Origin of the sequence: Blastococcus mobilis (genome assembly GCF_900188025.1) — a bacterium.
Classification (GTDB): Bacteria; Actinomycetota; Actinomycetes; order Mycobacteriales; family Geodermatophilaceae; genus Blastococcus_B; species Blastococcus_B mobilis.
This window is the reverse complement of the sequence record NZ_FZNO01000006.1, coordinates 96,366-112,184: the sequence shown is the minus strand read 5'-3', so window position 1 is coordinate 112,184 and position 15,819 is coordinate 96,366. Positions and strand designations below refer to the sequence as shown.

The following is a 15,819-nucleotide window of genomic DNA, read 5'->3' as shown; positions in this document are numbered from 1 at the left end:
GTCAGGCGACGGTCACGGACGGCTGCTCGAGAACCGCACGCAGCACCGAGTGCAGGTTCTCCAGCAGGGCGACGTCGCGCAGCGGGGTCCTGCGGTCGGGGCCCACCGGCACCTTGAGCGAGATGGTTTCGACGGCGGCCTTGTAGGAGGCGCCGTCGGCCAGCCGGGCCAGCCGCATCTGCTGGGACTCCCGCAGTGGGACGGGTGAGATCCGGATGGCGCGGCCCTGCAGCGACACCTCGGTGATGCCCAGCGCGCGCATCGCCGTCCGGAAGCGGGCGACGGCCAGCAGGTTGAGCACCGGTGCGGGCGGCGCCCCGTAGCGGTCGGTGAGCTCGTCGAGGACGGCCTGCGCCTGCTCGTCGTCCTGGATCGAGGCGACCTTGCGGTAGGCCTCCATGCGCAGCCGCTCCCCCGGCACGTAGTCGTGCGGCAGGTGCGCGTCCACCGGCAGGTCGACCCGGACCTCGACCGGCTCGACCGGGGCGGCCTCGCCGCCGATCTGGGCGCGGTAGTCGGCCACCGCCTCCCCGACCAGCCGGACGTAGAGGTCGAACCCGACGCCGGCGATGTGCCCGGACTGCTCGCCGCCGAGCAGGTTGCCCGAGCCGCGGATCTCCAGGTCCTTCATCGCCACGGCCATGCCGGCGCCCAGGTCGGTGTTGTGCGCGATCGTGGTCAGCCGGTCGACCGAGGTCTCGGTCAGCGGCCGCGTCGGGTCGTAGGTGAAGTAGGCGTAGGCCCGCTCGCGGCCGCGGCCGACGCGACCGCGGATCTGGTGCAGCTGGGAGAGGCCGAAGGTGTCGGCGCGGTCGACGATCAGGGTGTTGGCGTTGGGGATGTCGAGGCCCGACTCGACGATCGTCGTCGCGACCAGGACGTCGTACTCCTTCTCCCAGAAGCCGACCATGATCCGCTCGAGCTCGTGCTCCTTCATCTGCCCGTGGCCGACGGCGACCCGCGCCTCGGGCACGAGGTTGCGGATCTTGGCCGCGGCTTTGTCGATCGACTGCACCCGGTTGTGGATCACGAAGACCTGGCCGTCGCGCAGCAGCTCGCGGCGGATCGCCGCTGCCATCTGCTTGTCGTCCCAGGCGCCGACGTAGGTCAGCACTGGGTGCCGCTCCTCCGGGGGCGTGAGGATCGTCGACATCTCGCGGATGCCGGTGAGGCTCATCTCCAGCGTGCGCGGGATCGGGGTGGCTGACATCGACAGGACGTCGACCGCCGTCCGCATCGACTTCAGGTACTCCTTGTGCTCGACGCCGAAGCGCTGCTCCTCGTCCACGATCACCAGGCCGAGGTCCTTGAACCGGGTGGTCGGCTGCAGCAGCCGGTGGGTGCCGACGAGCACGTCGATCTCGCCGTCGGCCAGCTTCCGGACGACCTCGTCGCTCTCCGCCTTCGACTGGAAGCGGGAGAGCACGGCGACGGTCACCGGGAACTGGGCGAACCGCTCGGCGAAGGTCTTGTAGTGCTGGTTGGCCAGCAGCGTCGTCGGCACCAGGACGGCGACCTGCTTGCCGTCCTGCACCGCCTTGAACGCCGCGCGGACGGCGATCTCCGTCTTTCCGTAGCCGACGTCGCCGCAGATGATCCGGTCCATCGGGACCGGCTGCATCATGTCGGCCTTGACCTCGTCGATCGCGCCGAGCTGGTCGGGGGTCTCCTGGAACGGGAAGGCGTCCTCGAGTTCGCGCTGCCAGACGGTGTCGGGGCCGAACGCGTGCCCCTTGGTGGCCATCCGGGCCGAGTACAGCCGGATCAGCTCGGCGGCGATCTGCTTGACCGCCTTGCGGGCCTGGTTCTTGGTCTTCTGCCAGTCGGCGCCCCCGAGCTTGGACAGCGCGGGCGCCTCGCCGCCGACGTAGCGGGTGAGCTGGTCGAGGGAGTCGGTGGGGACGAAGAGCCGGTCCGGCGGCTGGTTCCGCCGCGATGGTGCGTACTCGACGATCAGGTAGTCGCGCTGCCCGCCGTTGACGGTGCGGCTGATCATCTCGATGTAGCGGCCGATGCCGTGCTGCTCGTGCACGACGAGGTCGCCGGGCTGGAGCTGCGCCAGGTCGACGGCGTTGCGCCTGCGGGCCGGCATCTTCGTGGCGTCCCGCATGGAGGTGCCGCGCTGACCGGTGAGGTCGTGCTCGGTCAGGAGCGCGAGGCCGACGCCGGGGAACGCGAAGCCGGACTCGAGGTTGCCCTGGGTGACGTGGGTCAGCCCGGTGTCCGGTGCGTTCGCGATGTCGGGCACCAGCCGCACGCCGAGGTCGGCCTCGGTGAACTGGTCGGCCGCACGCTGCGCGGGCCCGGGACCGGCGAAGGTGACGACCACCCGCCAGCCCTCGCGGTGCCACCCGCGCATCCGGTCGATCGCCGCGGCCTGGTCACCGTGGAACCGCTCGACGGTCGACGCGTCGAGGGTGACCTGCTCGTCGTCGTCCTCGGACTGCAGGGTGAAGGCACCGGTGGTCCACCAGGGCAGCCCCCGGATCCGCGCCGCGGTCTCGACCTCGGCGAGGTCCCGGAAGGACGACGCGCCGAGGTCGATCGGCGCCTGCCCGGCCTCGGCGGCCGTCGACCAGGAGGCGGCGAGGAACTCCTCGGCGGTGCGGACCAGGTCCGCGGCCCGGCTGCGGACCCGCTCGGGGTCGCAGACCAGCACGTGCGTGCCGCGGGCGATCAGGTCGGTGAGCAGCTGCATCTCGCCGGTCACCAGGGCCGGAATGAGCGACTCCATCCCCTCGACCGCGATGCCCTCGGCCAACTTGCCCAGGATCTCGGCGAGCTCGGGGTGCTCGGTCGCGAGTGCGGCCGCGCGCTCGCGGACCTCCGGCGAGAGCAGCAGCTCGCGGCAGGGCGGGGCCCACAGCCGCTCGGGCCGCTCGTCGAGGGAGCGCTGGTCGGCGGCCGAGAAGTAGCGCAGCTCGTCGACCTCGTCGCCCCAGAACTCGACCCGCACCGGGTGCGGCTCGGTCGGGGGGAACACGTCGAGGAGGCCACCGCGGACGGCGAACTCGCCGCGCTTCTCGACGAGTTCGACGCGGGTGTACGCGGCGTCGGACAAGGCCCGCGCGACGTCGTCGAGGTCGGCGGCGTCCCCAGGCTTCAGCTCCACCGGGACCAGGTCGCCCAGCCCGGGGGCGAGCGGCTGCAGCACGCTCCGCACCGGGGCGACGAGGACGTCGATGGTGCCGTTCTCGCCGGGGTGGGTCAGGTCGCGCAGGACGGCCAGCCGGCGGCCGACGGTGTCCGCGCGCGGGCTGAGCCGCTCGTGCGGCAGCGTCTCCCAGGCGGGGAAGACCTCGACGCGGCGACCCGGGACGAAGCACCGCAACTGGTCGGCGACCTGGTCGGCGTCCCGCTCGCCCGCGGTGACCACCAGGACCGGCACGCCGGCGCCCGGCCGCTGCGCAGCGAGAGCCGCGGCCACCAGCGGCTGGACGGGCGGCGGGGCCGTGACGGCGAGCGAGGCCTGACCGGCCGAGGCCACCACGTGCGCCATGCCGGGATCGGTGAGGACGACGTCGAGCACGCCGCGCAGGGTCACGGGTGGGTCACTCCTGAGGCCGGTGGCCACACGTCGCGCCCGATGCGCGGGGGCCGACCGCCCAGGTTAGTCGGCGACGGCCGGCACCGCCGTCCCGCGGGGGCGAGCGCCTGCTCACGCCACGATCTCGAGCAGTCCCCGGCACATCGCCGCGGTGGTGTGGCCGCGCTCGACCTGCTCGCGCCCGTGCCGCCCCATGGCTGCGGCCATGTGCCGGTCGGCGAGCAGCTCCAGGATCCGGGCTGCCATGGCGGCGGGGTCTTCGGGCGTCACCAGGAAACCGGTCTCGCCGTCGCGGAAGTAGTCGTCCATCCCCGGGGTCGCGCAGGCGACCACCGGACGGCCGACGGACAGCGCCTCCAGCCCCACGGTCATCCCCGAGGCGTGCAGATTCGGCCGGGTGGCCAGGGCGACGACGCTGGCCGACGCATAGAGGTCCCTGGCCCGGGCGTGCGGCACGAACTCGACGGTCCGGACGCCGTCCGGCGCCGGGAGCGAGGACGTCGTCGCCACGAAGCACTCGACGTCCGGGCGCTCCTGCCGCACGAGCTCGAGCGCTGCGAACAGCGTCGCCGGGTCGCGGTCGCGGTCGCCGCCCAGGCTGACCACCTTCGGCCGCTCCGGGTACTCCGGCGCGAAGCGGTAGAACTGCTCGTCGATGCCGAACTGCAGGTAGGAGACCGGCGGCCCCTCCGGACCCAGCCATGCGCGCACAGCATCGACCTGGGGACGGCTGAGGCACCACAGGCCGTCCAGCGACGCGAGCACCTCGCGGTGCGCCGCGAGCCGCTCCGAGTCCTCGATGCCGAGACGGTCGGTGACCCATATGGCGCCGCTGAACAGGCGCCGTCCAGGAGCGGAGGCCACGAGCCGCTCGACGGTCCCCTCGTCCCAGCACAACGCCACGTCCGCGGCGGCCCGCCGCCGCGACCGGCCGGTGGGCAGGCCGGCGTTCCGCACGAGCCGCTGCAGCCGGGTGACCGGCGGAAGCTCGACGTCGGTGACCCTCCGCCCGTCGGCCGGGAAGGCAACGGCGATCGTCGCCGTACCGTCCCCTACGGGTGTCCAGGTCTCGCCCGCCGTCCGCGTTCGCACCACGCCCGCGCCGCCTGTCCGCCGCCTGAAGACCCCGCGCCGTGACGGCGAAGGCGAGAGATTGTCGCCCGCGCCGCCCTCCCGGCACGACGGATCGCACCGTTCCTCCACCGTCGGGGTGAGACGGCGGCCGTGTCAGCCCGGGTGGGCGGAACCGGACACCTACATTCGTGCGCGAGCACCCCGGCCGTTCCGGGAACCCGCCCCGCCGACTGGAGGTCACGTGACGGCGACGTCCGGCTCCGCGCACGGGGGTGCGACGCGACGGGTGCGCGTCTACGGCTCGGTGCGCTCGGCCCAGCTGGAGCGCTTCCGCACGATGACGCCGGCCCTGGTGCTGCACCGGGAGCGGCGGTACGACTTCGACGCGGCGCTGGCCGACGGGCCATCACCGGTCCGGCAGCTGGGCCGGCTCGCCACGGTCCTGCATCTGCTGCGGACGCCCTACGACGCGGTGGAGCTGAACGAGCCACTGATGGTCCACCGCTGGGGCTCCGTCGCGGCCCAGGTCGCGGCCGTCCGCCTCCGCGCCGTGCTGACCCGACGTCGTCCGACGGTCGGTGCCTACTGCATCGACATCACCGACCCGGCCGACCGGCTCGCCCTCGATCGCCGGCTCCCTCACCCGCTGGCCCGGTGGTTGTCGCGGCGGGTGCTGTCCTTCGTGGTCGGCGGGATGGATCGGCTGGCTTTCGGCACCGAGGGCTCCCGCCGTCTGCTCGAGGAGTACGTCGACCCCGCCACGGTGGCCGCCCGCGCGCGAATGTTCCCCGCCCTGCCGCAGCCCTGCGACTGCCCGCCCGGCCCGGGCCCGGACCCGACGACCGTCCTCTTCGTCGGCGCCTTCAAGGAGCGCAAGGGCATCCGTCAGCTCCTGGCGGCGTGGGACGAGTTGCCGCCCGGGCACGGGCTGCGGCTGCGGCTGGTCGGCAAGGGCGAGCTGCTGCCCGACGTGCATGCCTGGGCGGCCGGCCGGGACGACGTCGAGCTGGTGGTGGACCCGCCGCGTGCCGAGATCCACGCACTCCTGCGCCGGGCCCACGTGCTGGTGCTGCTGTCGCAGCGCAGCGGCTGGTGGCGTGAGCAGGTCGGGCTGCCGCTCCTCGAGGGGCTGGCGCACGGGTGTGAGGTCGTCACCACCGACGAGACGGGCATCGCCGGCTGGCTGGCCGAGCACGGCCACACCGTCGTGCCGGCGCATGCCCCGGCGCGTCAGGTCGCGGAAGCCATCGGGGTCGCCGCCGCTGCGTCACGCTCGGCCGACGAGGTCCGCGCGGCGCTGCCGCGCACGGACACCCGCATCGACGCCGATCACTGGCTCCTGGGCGGCCGGCCCGACGTCCCCGCGGCGGAGGAGCGGCGCGCCGGCTGAGCCGCGCAGCAGGTCAGGAGGTGAGCGCGCGGGCGACGCGGCCCACCGGCTCCTCGGCGTCGATCGCGGCCAGTGCTCGGCGCAGGATCGTCGAGGAGGTGTGCACCGTGTACGGGAAGTACCGGACCTCCACCCCGACGGCGGCGAAGTCCCGTTCCAACGCGATGCCCTTCGGCGTCCCGCGCCAGTCGTCGCCCTTGAAGAGCACGTGGAACCGGACCTCCCGCCAGGTGTCGATCTTGTCGGGGACGGTCTCGGCGTGCACCTCGTCGACGAAGCGCAGGCTGCGGACGATCTCCATCCGCTCGGCGAGCGGCACGACCGGCAGCCGGCCCTTGCTCTGCAGCAGCATCTCGTCGGAGACGACGCCGGCGATCAGGCGGTCGCAGTGCTCGGCGGCGTGCCGGAGGATGTTGAGGTGCCCGATGTGGAACAGGTCGTATGCGCCGGGCGCATAGCCGACCACCTCGGATCCGCTTCGTCCCGCCATGTCGTTTCCCCCGTGGTGCCGCGCGATCGTGTACGTCGAGTCGAACAGTCGAGCTGACGCTGCGTCATCACCCACGGAGCAGGTTCACCCGAACGTAGGGGCTCTACGCCCCGGTGGCCCGCCGCCCCTCGGTGCACCGGTCACTTTGGGTCACCGACGGGAGCGCCGGCTCAGCTGTCGAGGAGGACGGCCCTCAGCGTGGCGACCGCCGCCCCGACCCGGCCGGCCGTCGCCGCGAAGCAGGCGTCGTCCCGCCCGTACGGGTCGGGGACGTCGTCCTCGGCCGGCCAGGGCCGCTGCGGCCGCAGCGCCGGCGCCCGGGCCACGAGCCAGACCAGCCGTTCGGGCACTCCCTGCGTCGGCCAGTCGTGGCCCGCTGCCGCCCGCGCCAGCACGACCAGGTCGACGAACTCCAGGAGGGTGAAGGTCCGCCGCAGCGCCCGTGGCTGGAGTGCGACGACGGCGGACCGGTGCGCCTTCTCCGCGGTGAGCACCAGGTCCGCGCGGGCCACGTCTGCCGGGGTGAGCCCGCGGGCGGCGAACCCGGTCGGGTCCGCGCCGGCGGCCGTCAGCAGTCGGGCCATGGGCGGCTCGACCGGCCGGCCGACGAGCGCCCGCGTCCCGGCGCTGCGGACCTCCACGCCGGCCCCGGGGCCGAGCGCGGCCCGCAGCAGGTACTCCATCGCGGGCGAGCGACAGACGTTGCCGGTGCAGACGGTGAGGACCGACCATCGCTCGTCCTCGGCGGGCGCCTGCGGCGTCGTCACCGCACGTCGGCGCCGGGACGTGCCGTGCGGCCGGCCCCGTTCACCCCTGCGCCACCCCGGCGGACGGCCGTCAACGCCAGGGCGGCCGTCTCCTGGTCCGCCTCCATGCTGCTGGCGTAGCCGTAGACGTCGGCCCGCTGGCGCACGTGGCTCAGCACCATGCCGACCACGCGGGCCCCGGCGCGTTCCAGCAGGCTCAGTCCCGCCCGCAGTTCCTTTCGGCGCAGCTTGGTCGAGTCCCCGACCAGCAACGTTCCCGAGACCGCCCGCGACAGCACGACGGCGTCGGTGACGGCCAGCAACGGCGCCGTGTCGAAGATGACCACGTCATGGGTCCGCTCGAGGGTGGCCACCAGGTCGGTCATCGCCGGGGCCGCCAGCAGCTCGCTGGGATTCGGCGGCAGTGGGCCGGTCGTGAGGAGGCGCAGGCCCGACGGCCCCCAGGGCTGCAGGACGTCCTCGACGTCGGCCTGCCCGATGAGCACCGAGGTCAGGCCGGCGCCGTGCTCCAGTCCGAACGTGTCGGCAACCGAGGGACGGCGGAGGTCGGCGTCGACCAGAGCCACCGTCAGGCCCGCTTCGGCGAGCGCGATGGCCAAATTCGCCGCGACCGTCGACTTGCCCTCCCCCGGCCGCGCCGAGGTGATCTGGAGGGACAGCGTCCGGCCCGGCTCGACTACGAACTGGACGGCGGTCCGCAGCGCGCGGTAGCCCTCGGCCTCGATGCTGTACGGAGCAGCGCTCACGACCAGGCTGCGGCGGCCGTCGACGGCCGGACCGGCGTCGAGGGACGCGAGGACCGGCAGCGGGGTGACCGTGGACACGTCCTCCGGAGAGCGCACCCGGGTGTCGGTGGCGTCGCGGGCCAGCGCGGCCAGCACACCGACGAAGAGCCCGGCGACGAGGGCTGCCGCCAGGTTGAGCGCCGTGCGCGGGGAGTCCGGGGACCGCGGCTCCACGGCGGGAGCGACGGTCGTGGCCTCGACCGTCGGCTTGCCGTCCTGGGTGGCGGGTGCGAGCTCCTCGACCGTCGTCCCGAGCTGCTCGGCGACCGCGTCGGCCAGTTCCACCGCACGCGCCGGGGAGGGATCGCTGACGGTCACGTCCACGACCACCGTGTCGGGAACCACCGAGGTGGACACCTGGCCGGCCAGGGCCCGGACGCTGGTGTCCGATCCCTGGGCGTCGATGACCGGCTGCAGGACGGTGGGCGTCCGGGCCAGGAGGGCGTAGGACGTCACCGCCTGCTGGGTGTAGTTGGAGCCCTGCGCCAGCTCGTTGGCCGAGTTCCCGAACTGCAGGGAGAAGAAGACACTGGCCGTCGCCGAGTACGAGCGGGTGGCGGCGGCCGAGCCGATACCGGCGACGACGACGGCGAAGAGAACCGCCGCGGTCACCCAGGTCCACCGACGACGGATGACGGCGACGAAGGCCCCAACGCTCACGATCTCCTCCTCAGGACGGCGCCGGGCAGCCGACGACGCGGGGGGACGCTACCCAGGCGCGACGGTCCGGCGGACCTGTCCCCTCCGAACGAGTGAGCCGTCGGCAGGCGCGACGAGCGGCCCTGTCCGGCGTCGAGGGACCCGCTGGATCCCCACACGCCGCCAGCTCCTGGTCCCCGGTCGGCCGCCGCTGCCCCCCATCCGGAGGAGACCGGCTTGGCCGGTCCGGCAGGCCCCCGCAGACTCGGTCCGTGATGACCCAGGGGGGCGGCGCCGCGCCCGTGGGCGGCCTGGTCCTCCGGCCCGGCCCGTCCCGGCGGTCCCTGGTGGCGATCACGGACCCGGACGTCGTCCTCGGAGCGGTGCTCGCGACCTGGATCCTCTTCCCGGCCTCGAGGGTGCCGCCCAAGATCGGCTGGGCGCTGCTGGCACTGAGCCTCGCCCTGGTGCTGGTCGCGCTGGGCCGGTATGCCGATCGGCTCCGCTGGTCGGCCCCCGCCACCCTGCTGCTGCTGCCCGGTCTGTGCGCGGTGCTGTCGGCGCCCCGATATGGCTCGCTCGCCGATCTTCTGCAGACGGCGGCGACGACCCTCCTCCTGGTGGGCTGCGCTCTGTTGGCCGCCCACTGTGACCGCCGGCGGACCGACCGCCTGATCGTCCTCGTGCTGCTCGTCGCGCTCGCCGAGCTGGCCGTCGCGGCGGCGAGCGCCGTTCTCGGCACCCCGGCCCCGTGGGGCTACCTGGGAGAGCCGGGCGCCCTGTTCGGGGTCAACGAGCTGCTGCCCGCGGTCGGGGGTCGGGCCACGGGAACGATGGCCCATCCGATCCCCTTCGGCACCCTCATGGCCGTCGCCTCGGTCCTGGCCCTCTTCGCGCTCCCGCGGTACGGCCGGTCCGTCCGGGTGGCCGCGTCGGCGGGCTTCGCGGCCGGGGTCCTGCTCTCCGGCAGCCGCAGCGCGGCCCTGGTGCTGGCGGTGTGTCTCGTCCTCGGCTGGTTCTGGCCCGGGGTGGCCCGGGTGGGCGCGCCCGCCCGGCTGGTCCTGGTCGGCGGGGTGGCCGCCGCGCTGTTCCGCGTCGACCTCGCCGGGCTGACCGCGGTGTCGTCGCTGGCCGAGAGCGGGTCGCTCACCCACCGCCTGGGCGCCGTGGACGCGGGCTTCCGGCTTCTCGGGCGTCCGGCCGGGGAACTGCTGCTCGGCAGCGGGGCCGGGTCGTTGCCGGCGCTCTTCGCCGACGGCCTCCTCCAGCAGGACGGCTTCCGGGCCGTGGACAACCAAGTGGTGACCACCTTCGCCCTCGCCGGTCTGGTCGGCGTGGCGGCCCTGCTCGCCGCGGTGGGCACCGGTCTGCTCCGTGGCGACCGGGCCAGCCGACCCGCCGCGCTGGTGGTCGTGCTGATGTTCCTCTCCTTCGACGTCCTGCAGTGGACCGCCGCGGCCGTGCTCCTCGCCGTCCTGATCCCACTCGGGACCGCCCGTCCGACGAGCGCCGATGTCGGGGAGGACCCGCACGGCGGGTGGGGGCACGACGACCGACGCGGGAACCTCGCCCGGTGAGCGACGAGATCACGGTGCTGCAGTCGTTCCCCGAGCCGCGGCCGACCACGAACCCGTACGTGGTGATGCTGCGGCGCAGCCTCGAGGACGAGCCGGCCCTGCGCGTGCTGACCTTCACCTGGCGGCAGGCGCTGCTCGGCCGCTACGACCTCTTCCACGTGCACTGGCCCGAGATCCTGGTGTCGGGCCGGAGCTCGGCGAAGGCATGGGTGCGGCGGGCGCTGTTCCTGGCGTTGCTCCTCCGGCTGCGACTGACCGGCACCCCGATGGTCCGCACGCTGCACAACCTCCGACCCCAGGAGGGGGTTCCCCGCCCGGCGGCGCTCCTACTGCGGCTGGCCGAGCGCTGGACGTCCCTGTCGGTGCGGCTGAACGAGACCACGCCGGTCGACGAGCGCAGCCCGCACGTCACCATCCCGCACGGCCACTACCGCGACTGGTTCGCCGCGCATCAGGCTCCGCCTCGCGAGCGGCACCGTGCGGTCTTCGTCGGCCTGATCCGACCGTACAAGAACGTCGACGGGCTGATCCGGGCCTTCCGCACGACGGCGGACCGCGCACCGCGGGTCCGACTGCAGATCGCCGGCGAGCCGGCGAGCCCGAAGCTCGCGGACACCCTCCGCATCGCCGCGGCGGGCGAGCCGCGGGTGGCCCTGTCCCTGGAGTTCCTCAGCGACGAGCGACTGGTCGAGGCGGTGTCCCGCGCCGAGCTCGTCGTGCTGCCCTACCGCGAGATGCACAACTCCGGAGCCGCGCTGATGGCCCTGTCGCTGGACCGGCCGGTCCTGCTCCCCGACAACGAGGTGAACGCCCGGCTGGCGGCCGAGGTCGGTGCCGACTGGGTGATCCGGTACGACGGCGAGCTGACCGGGCAGGTGCTCCTCGCCGCGCTCGAGGAAGCCGGGCACATCCCGCCGGAGGCTCGACCCGACCTCAGCCGCCGGGAATGGGACCGTACGGGGGCCGACCACACGGCGGCCTACCGGCTGGCGCTGCAGGTCCCCGGCCGGCGCGTGCCCGGGGCCTGAGCGAGGCCGCCGGGCGCGTCCTGGTCGCGGCTCACGCGGCGGCCGGCCGCCGGTACTCCTGGTAGGCGACCCCGACCGTCCCGGCCAGCATGCCGGCGCCCCGCGCGGCGGTGCGCAGGCCGGCCGCCTCGTGCCGGGCCGAGCGCGTGACCTTCCCGAGGCTCCAGCGCGCAGCGCCGGCGACCACCCGTGGCACCCCCCGCGCGACCGCACGCACCCGGGCCCCCACCCGGGCCGCCGCCGTCCCGGCCAGGACGAGGTCGACCCGGCTGGTCGAGTTCCCGGAGCGGAAAGCCCGCCGCAGCACCCACTGCCGCGTCATCCGGGACACCGGCACCCGGTCGATGACGACTGCCTCGTCGCACCACACCATGGTCTCGCCGGCCGCCACCAGCCGTCGGGTGAACAGCGTGTCGCTGCCGCCGGTGATCCCGAACGCGGGATCGAACCGCAGCCCGGTGCGGCGCAGCACCGCCATGTCCAGCAGCAGGTTGTTGGTGGCGGCGACCCGGATCGGCGTGCCCGTGGGCAGCCGCCTCCGGCGGAAGAAGTCACCGGCCTGCACCCACGGGTCCAGCGGCCCGTCGAACGCCGAGATCACGGCGCCGGCAACAGCCGCTGCACCCGAGCGGGCGCGGGTCTCCAGCAGGGAGCGTAGCCACTGCGGACGGGGCCGTTCGTCGTCGTCGATGAACACGAGCAGGTCCGCCGAATCTCCTTCGTCCAGCACCCGGTTGCGCGCCGCGGCGATTCCCGGGGTCGGCTCCACGACGTACCGCACCCGGGGGGAGCCGAGGGCCTCCACCACCGGGCGCGCGCTCCCCTCGGCGTCGTTGTCGACGACCAGGACGTCGACCCGGTACTCCGGCCCCGTCACCTCGGCCGCCTGCTGGAGCAGCAGGGGCAGGATCTCGCGCAGGTCGGTGGCGCGCCGAAAGGTGATCACGCCGATGGTGACGGCGGCGCTCCTCCGCTCGCCCGGTGCCCGTGCCGCCTCCGTCACGATGGTTCTCCTGCCGCGGTGGTGAGGCGTGAGATCTGCGTGCGGTACCGCAGGGGGTCGTGGCGCCGTCTGGCCTCGTCGGCGTCGCGGACGGCGGCCCGGGCCAGGGCCGGCCAGTCGGCGACCGCCCGCTGGACCGCGTCGGCCCACGCTCCGGCGTCGCCGGGCGGAACGGCCTGCGCCGTCGTGTAGCCCGCGGCGGCCTCGAGCAGGCCGCTGCTCGCGCTGACCAGGACCGGCCGCGCCGCCAGGACCGCTTCCACGGCCGTGTTCCCGAACGGCTCGTCGAGGACCGAGGGGATGAGGACGACGTCCGCGTCCCGCAGCGCCGCCCAGACGTCCGGCACGAACCCCAGGAACTCGACCCGGTCCGCCAGCCCCGCGTCCCGGACCTGCGCCCGGAGCCCGGTCTCGAACCACTCGTAGCCGGGGAAGACGGAGCCGGCGAGCGCGAGACGAGCGTCGATGCCCCGCCGGCGCAGCTCGGCCAGCGTGGCGACGGCGACCTGTGGGCCCTTCCGCGGGGAGAGCCGGCCGACGTAGAGGAGCCGGACCGGGCCGGTCAGCCGCGGGCGGGGCGGGCAGACCTCGGGCGGCCCGGCGACGCCGTTGTAGACGACCACCGACCGGGCCTCGACCCAGGGCACGGACGCCAGCAGGACCGACCGGCTGTAGCGGCTGTTCACCACCACCCGGTGCGCCAGGACGGCCGGCAGGGCAAGGAGCCGGCGCAGCAGTCCGGGTGCGCCGCTCTCGGCCTCGTGGACGTGCAGCACGACCCGGCGCCTCAGCAGGCGCGCCACGAGCGACCAGGTGGGCACGGTGACGGTGCTGACGTAGACGGCGGTCGTCCCGACGGCACGGATCAGCCGGCAGGCGGGAACCAGTCCGCGCAGGAAGTCCGCGAGCAGATCGACCAGCCCCCGCGGGGTCAGGGCGCTCTTGCGCAGGACCGGCATCCGGCAGAAGACGATCCGGGCGCCCCGGCCTTCCAGCTCCGGCACGAGCGGCCCGCGCCCTGGGAGCGCGACGACCACCCGGTGGCCGTCCGCTACCAGGCCGCTGACGGACTCGGCCAGCATGCGGTCGGAGCCGTAGAGCTCGGCGCCCGGATGCACCACGAGGACCGATCCGCCAGGCTCCCTCCGGTCGCTGCCGCGCCGGTCGGGGGTGGTTCCGCGGAGTAGGGCGGCGCCCGCCAGGAGGAGTCCGGCACAGGCCCCACGCACGGCCGCGAACACCAGTGCCGGCTGGCGCAGCAGCTGTCGCCGTCCACCGCGGAGGAGGATCTCGCGGCTCACGGCGGGGGTGGTGAGGACCCAGCGCAGCAACCGTCCGCGCGGGAGGTGCCGGGCGGCGAAGCGCAGCCGGTTCAGGCAGTTGTAGCGGTAGTAGAGCGCCGACTTGGCCCGGCCGGGAGTGGGACCCTGCGTGCCGCCCGCGTCGTGCACGGCCTCGAGGTCGTTCCGGACGACGGGGAACCCACCCACCGACCGGCACCGGTAGCTGAACTCGACGTCCTCCCAGTACAGGAAGTAGGACTCGTCGAAGTCCCCGGCCCGGCGCAGCAGATCGTCGTGCAGCGCCAGACATGCCGCGGTCACCCACTCGACCGCGGGCCCGGACGAGATTCGGCCGCCGGCCGTCTGCCGGCCGCGGATCCGGCCGCTGTCGAGGAAGAGCCGGGAGCCGGAGAAGAAGTCCGCGCCGTCCGAGGTCCGGATGCGGGGGCTGACCAGCGCCATCGGCTCACGGAGCACGTGCCGGCGCAGCTCCGCCACCACCTCGCCCGGCACCGCGGCGTCCGGGTTGAGCAGCAGGAAGCACACGCAGCCGGCCGCGCGCGCGGCGCGGATACCGGCGTTGACCCCGGCGCCGAAGCCAGGGTTGTCGGGCATCGCGACGAGGTGCCATCCCTGTTCGGCGGCGAGCGTCTCGATCGCGGCCCGCTCCGCGGCGGAGGACCAGTTGTCCACGACCACCACGACGACCGGCTGTCCCGCGAGGTCCGTCGCCGCGAGGTGGGTCGCCAGCAGGTGGGAGGAGGCGTAGTTGACCACGACGACGCCCAGCAGCCCGTCGCCGTCCCGGATCGGAGATGCGCCGGCCGCGCTCATCGGGCCGGCCCATCGGTCCGCCGCAGCTTCCGGCGCACGTAGAGGAGGTTGGCCAGCACCTGCGATCCGGCGACCCCGATCACGGAGCCGATGACGGGTCCCACCGCACCCAGCGATCCCGCGAGGTACCAGGACAGCCCGACGTTGACCGGGAGCATCAGCACGATCATCAGCGCCTGGAACCGGAGCCCGGCCGAGTCGGTCATGAACATGCCGAGGGGGTACTTGACCCCCTGCAGGACCATCAGCAGCGCAAAGGCGGCGACCAGCGGACACCCCAGCAGGATGCGGCCTCCCGAGGCGAGCTCGGCGAGCCAGGAGGACGCCAGCGCCACGCCGCCCGCCATGAGGGCCGCCAGGCCGCCGAACAAGCCGGCCATGGGCACCGGCGAACTCTGCCTCCCGCGCGCCCGCGCCCGCGCGTAGACCGGCCAGAGGGTGACCCCGGCCGCGCTCACGACGGCCCAGATCGGCGTGAACATCTGCGCGGCCAAGGTGTACTCGGCCAGCGCCCCTGCGTCGGCGCGGTGACTCAGCACGATCCGATCGGTCTGCATCGCGATGGGCAGCGCGATCATCTGCACGAGCATCGGCCACGCGACGTCGAACACCCGTGCGCCGCGGACGGTCCGCCAGCGCGGCACGTCCCGGAGCGCCCGCCCGAGGGCCGGGCGCAGCTCCCGGCCGGCGAGCACCGTGAGCAGGACGCTGAGCAGCAGCGTCGCAGCGTAGGCGACCACGGCGACGGCCGGACCGATTGGCACGTCCCACCACATGAGCACCAGCACGGTTCCCAGCACCAACGGCGTCTGCGCTCCGAGCACCAGGATGGAGACGTGGTTGCGCCCGAGCCCGGCGAGGACGCGCTGACCGATGCCGACGGGCATGGCCGCGGCGATGAGCAGCAGGCACGTCATCGCCACCGGTGGCCCGGAGCCCGGCAGCAGCCCGGCACCCAGCAGAGTCGGCCACAGCCCGGAGACCGTCAGGGTCACCGCCACGAGCGCGAGGACGGCGGCCGAGCCGAGCAGTACCCGGAACGCGGTGACCAGGACCCGCCAGACGTGGTCGTCCTGCCCCGGCCGAGGCGCCGCTCCGACGGCGTTCATCACAGCCGCAGAGATCCCCAGGTCGGCGAAGGGCAGCAGGGCGCCGATCCCCACCAGCAGGCCGTACTGGGCGAAGGCGTCGCGACCGTAGTTCTCGATCACCAGCCGGGTCAGCACGATGCCCAGCAGCGCGGACACCGGGAGGACGACGAGGCGGCTTCCGGCACCGCGGGCCATTCCGCGCCAGACGGTGCTCCGGCCGGCCTCGACGGCAGGATCGGCCGTGCGGACCGCGCCTGCGCTCATGGCTCTTCTCCCCCGTCCAGCCAAGCCTGCGTCACGCGTCGAGCAGC

Annotated in this window: 11 protein-coding genes; 3 read left to right on the top strand and 8 right to left on the bottom strand. The window is 74.1% G+C overall.

Features of this window, described 5'->3' with window-relative positions; translation table 11 throughout:
- Window position 1: 1 nt before the first annotated feature.
- On the bottom strand, window positions 2-3,544 hold the full coding sequence (gene mfd, locus CHB94_RS07285) for a transcription-repair coupling factor (protein WP_089335916.1): 3,543 nt from the start codon (window positions 3,542-3,544) through the stop codon (window positions 2-4).
- 114 nt (window positions 3,545-3,658) lie between these two features.
- A complete protein-coding gene (locus tag CHB94_RS07280; RefSeq protein ID WP_176445451.1) occupies window positions 3,659-4,642 on the bottom strand; it encodes a glycosyltransferase family 4 protein in 984 nt (327 codons plus the stop codon).
- 220 nt (window positions 4,643-4,862) lie between these two features.
- Here CHB94_RS07280 and CHB94_RS07275 point away from each other — a divergent pair, with 220 nt between their 5' ends.
- Complete coding sequence (locus CHB94_RS07275) at window positions 4,863-6,011, top strand: glycosyltransferase (protein ID WP_089335914.1); 1,149 nt, start codon at window positions 4,863-4,865, stop codon at window positions 6,009-6,011.
- A 13-nt stretch (window positions 6,012-6,024) separates the two neighbouring features.
- Here the strand turns inward: CHB94_RS07275 and CHB94_RS07270 are convergent, their stop codons facing one another.
- The 3 genes from CHB94_RS07270 to CHB94_RS07260 form a co-directional block, all read right to left on the bottom strand.
- Complete coding sequence (locus CHB94_RS07270) at window positions 6,025-6,501, bottom strand: FAD synthase family protein (protein ID WP_089335913.1); 477 nt, start codon at window positions 6,499-6,501, stop codon at window positions 6,025-6,027.
- A 170-nt stretch (window positions 6,502-6,671) separates the two neighbouring features.
- Window positions 6,672-7,268, bottom strand: coding sequence for an arsenate reductase/protein-tyrosine-phosphatase family protein (locus CHB94_RS07265; RefSeq protein ID WP_217899205.1), 597 nt, complete (start codon window positions 7,266-7,268; stop codon window positions 6,672-6,674).
- Entirely contained in the window at window positions 7,265-8,713 is a 1,449-nt protein-coding gene (locus CHB94_RS07260) for a tyrosine-protein kinase domain-containing protein (RefSeq protein WP_089335912.1), read from the bottom strand. The genes CHB94_RS07265 and CHB94_RS07260 overlap by 4 nt, the downstream gene beginning before the upstream one ends.
- A gap of 251 nt (window positions 8,714-8,964) precedes the next feature.
- Between CHB94_RS07260 and CHB94_RS07255 the strand changes: the two genes are divergently transcribed.
- Together CHB94_RS07255 and CHB94_RS07250 are read left to right on the top strand one after the other, a co-directional pair.
- The gene (locus CHB94_RS07255; protein ID WP_141137447.1) at window positions 8,965-10,269 is read left to right on the top strand and encodes an O-antigen ligase family protein; all 1,305 of its coding nucleotides are present in this window, start codon (window positions 8,965-8,967) and stop codon (window positions 10,267-10,269) included.
- The gene (locus CHB94_RS07250; RefSeq protein WP_089335910.1) at window positions 10,266-11,297 is read left to right on the top strand and encodes a glycosyltransferase; all 1,032 of its coding nucleotides are present in this window, start codon (window positions 10,266-10,268) and stop codon (window positions 11,295-11,297) included. Before CHB94_RS07255 ends, CHB94_RS07250 begins: the two co-directional genes overlap by 4 nt.
- Window positions 11,298-11,328: 31 nt before the next feature.
- Here CHB94_RS07250 and CHB94_RS07245 read toward each other — a convergent pair whose 3' ends face one another.
- The 3 genes from CHB94_RS07245 to CHB94_RS07235 are packed head-to-tail and all read right to left on the bottom strand — an operon-like array spanning window position 11,329 to window position 15,772.
- The gene (locus tag CHB94_RS07245) at window positions 11,329-12,300 is read right to left on the bottom strand and encodes a glycosyltransferase family 2 protein (protein ID WP_089335909.1); all 972 of its coding nucleotides are present in this window, start codon (window positions 12,298-12,300) and stop codon (window positions 11,329-11,331) included.
- The gene (locus tag CHB94_RS07240; RefSeq protein WP_089335908.1) at window positions 12,297-14,417 is read right to left on the bottom strand and encodes a glycosyltransferase; all 2,121 of its coding nucleotides are present in this window, start codon (window positions 14,415-14,417) and stop codon (window positions 12,297-12,299) included. The genes CHB94_RS07245 and CHB94_RS07240 overlap by 4 nt, the downstream gene beginning before the upstream one ends.
- The gene (locus tag CHB94_RS07235; protein WP_089335907.1) at window positions 14,414-15,772 is read right to left on the bottom strand and encodes a lipopolysaccharide biosynthesis protein; all 1,359 of its coding nucleotides are present in this window, start codon (window positions 15,770-15,772) and stop codon (window positions 14,414-14,416) included. The genes CHB94_RS07240 and CHB94_RS07235 overlap by 4 nt, the downstream gene beginning before the upstream one ends.
- Window positions 15,773-15,819: the final 47 nt, after the last annotated feature.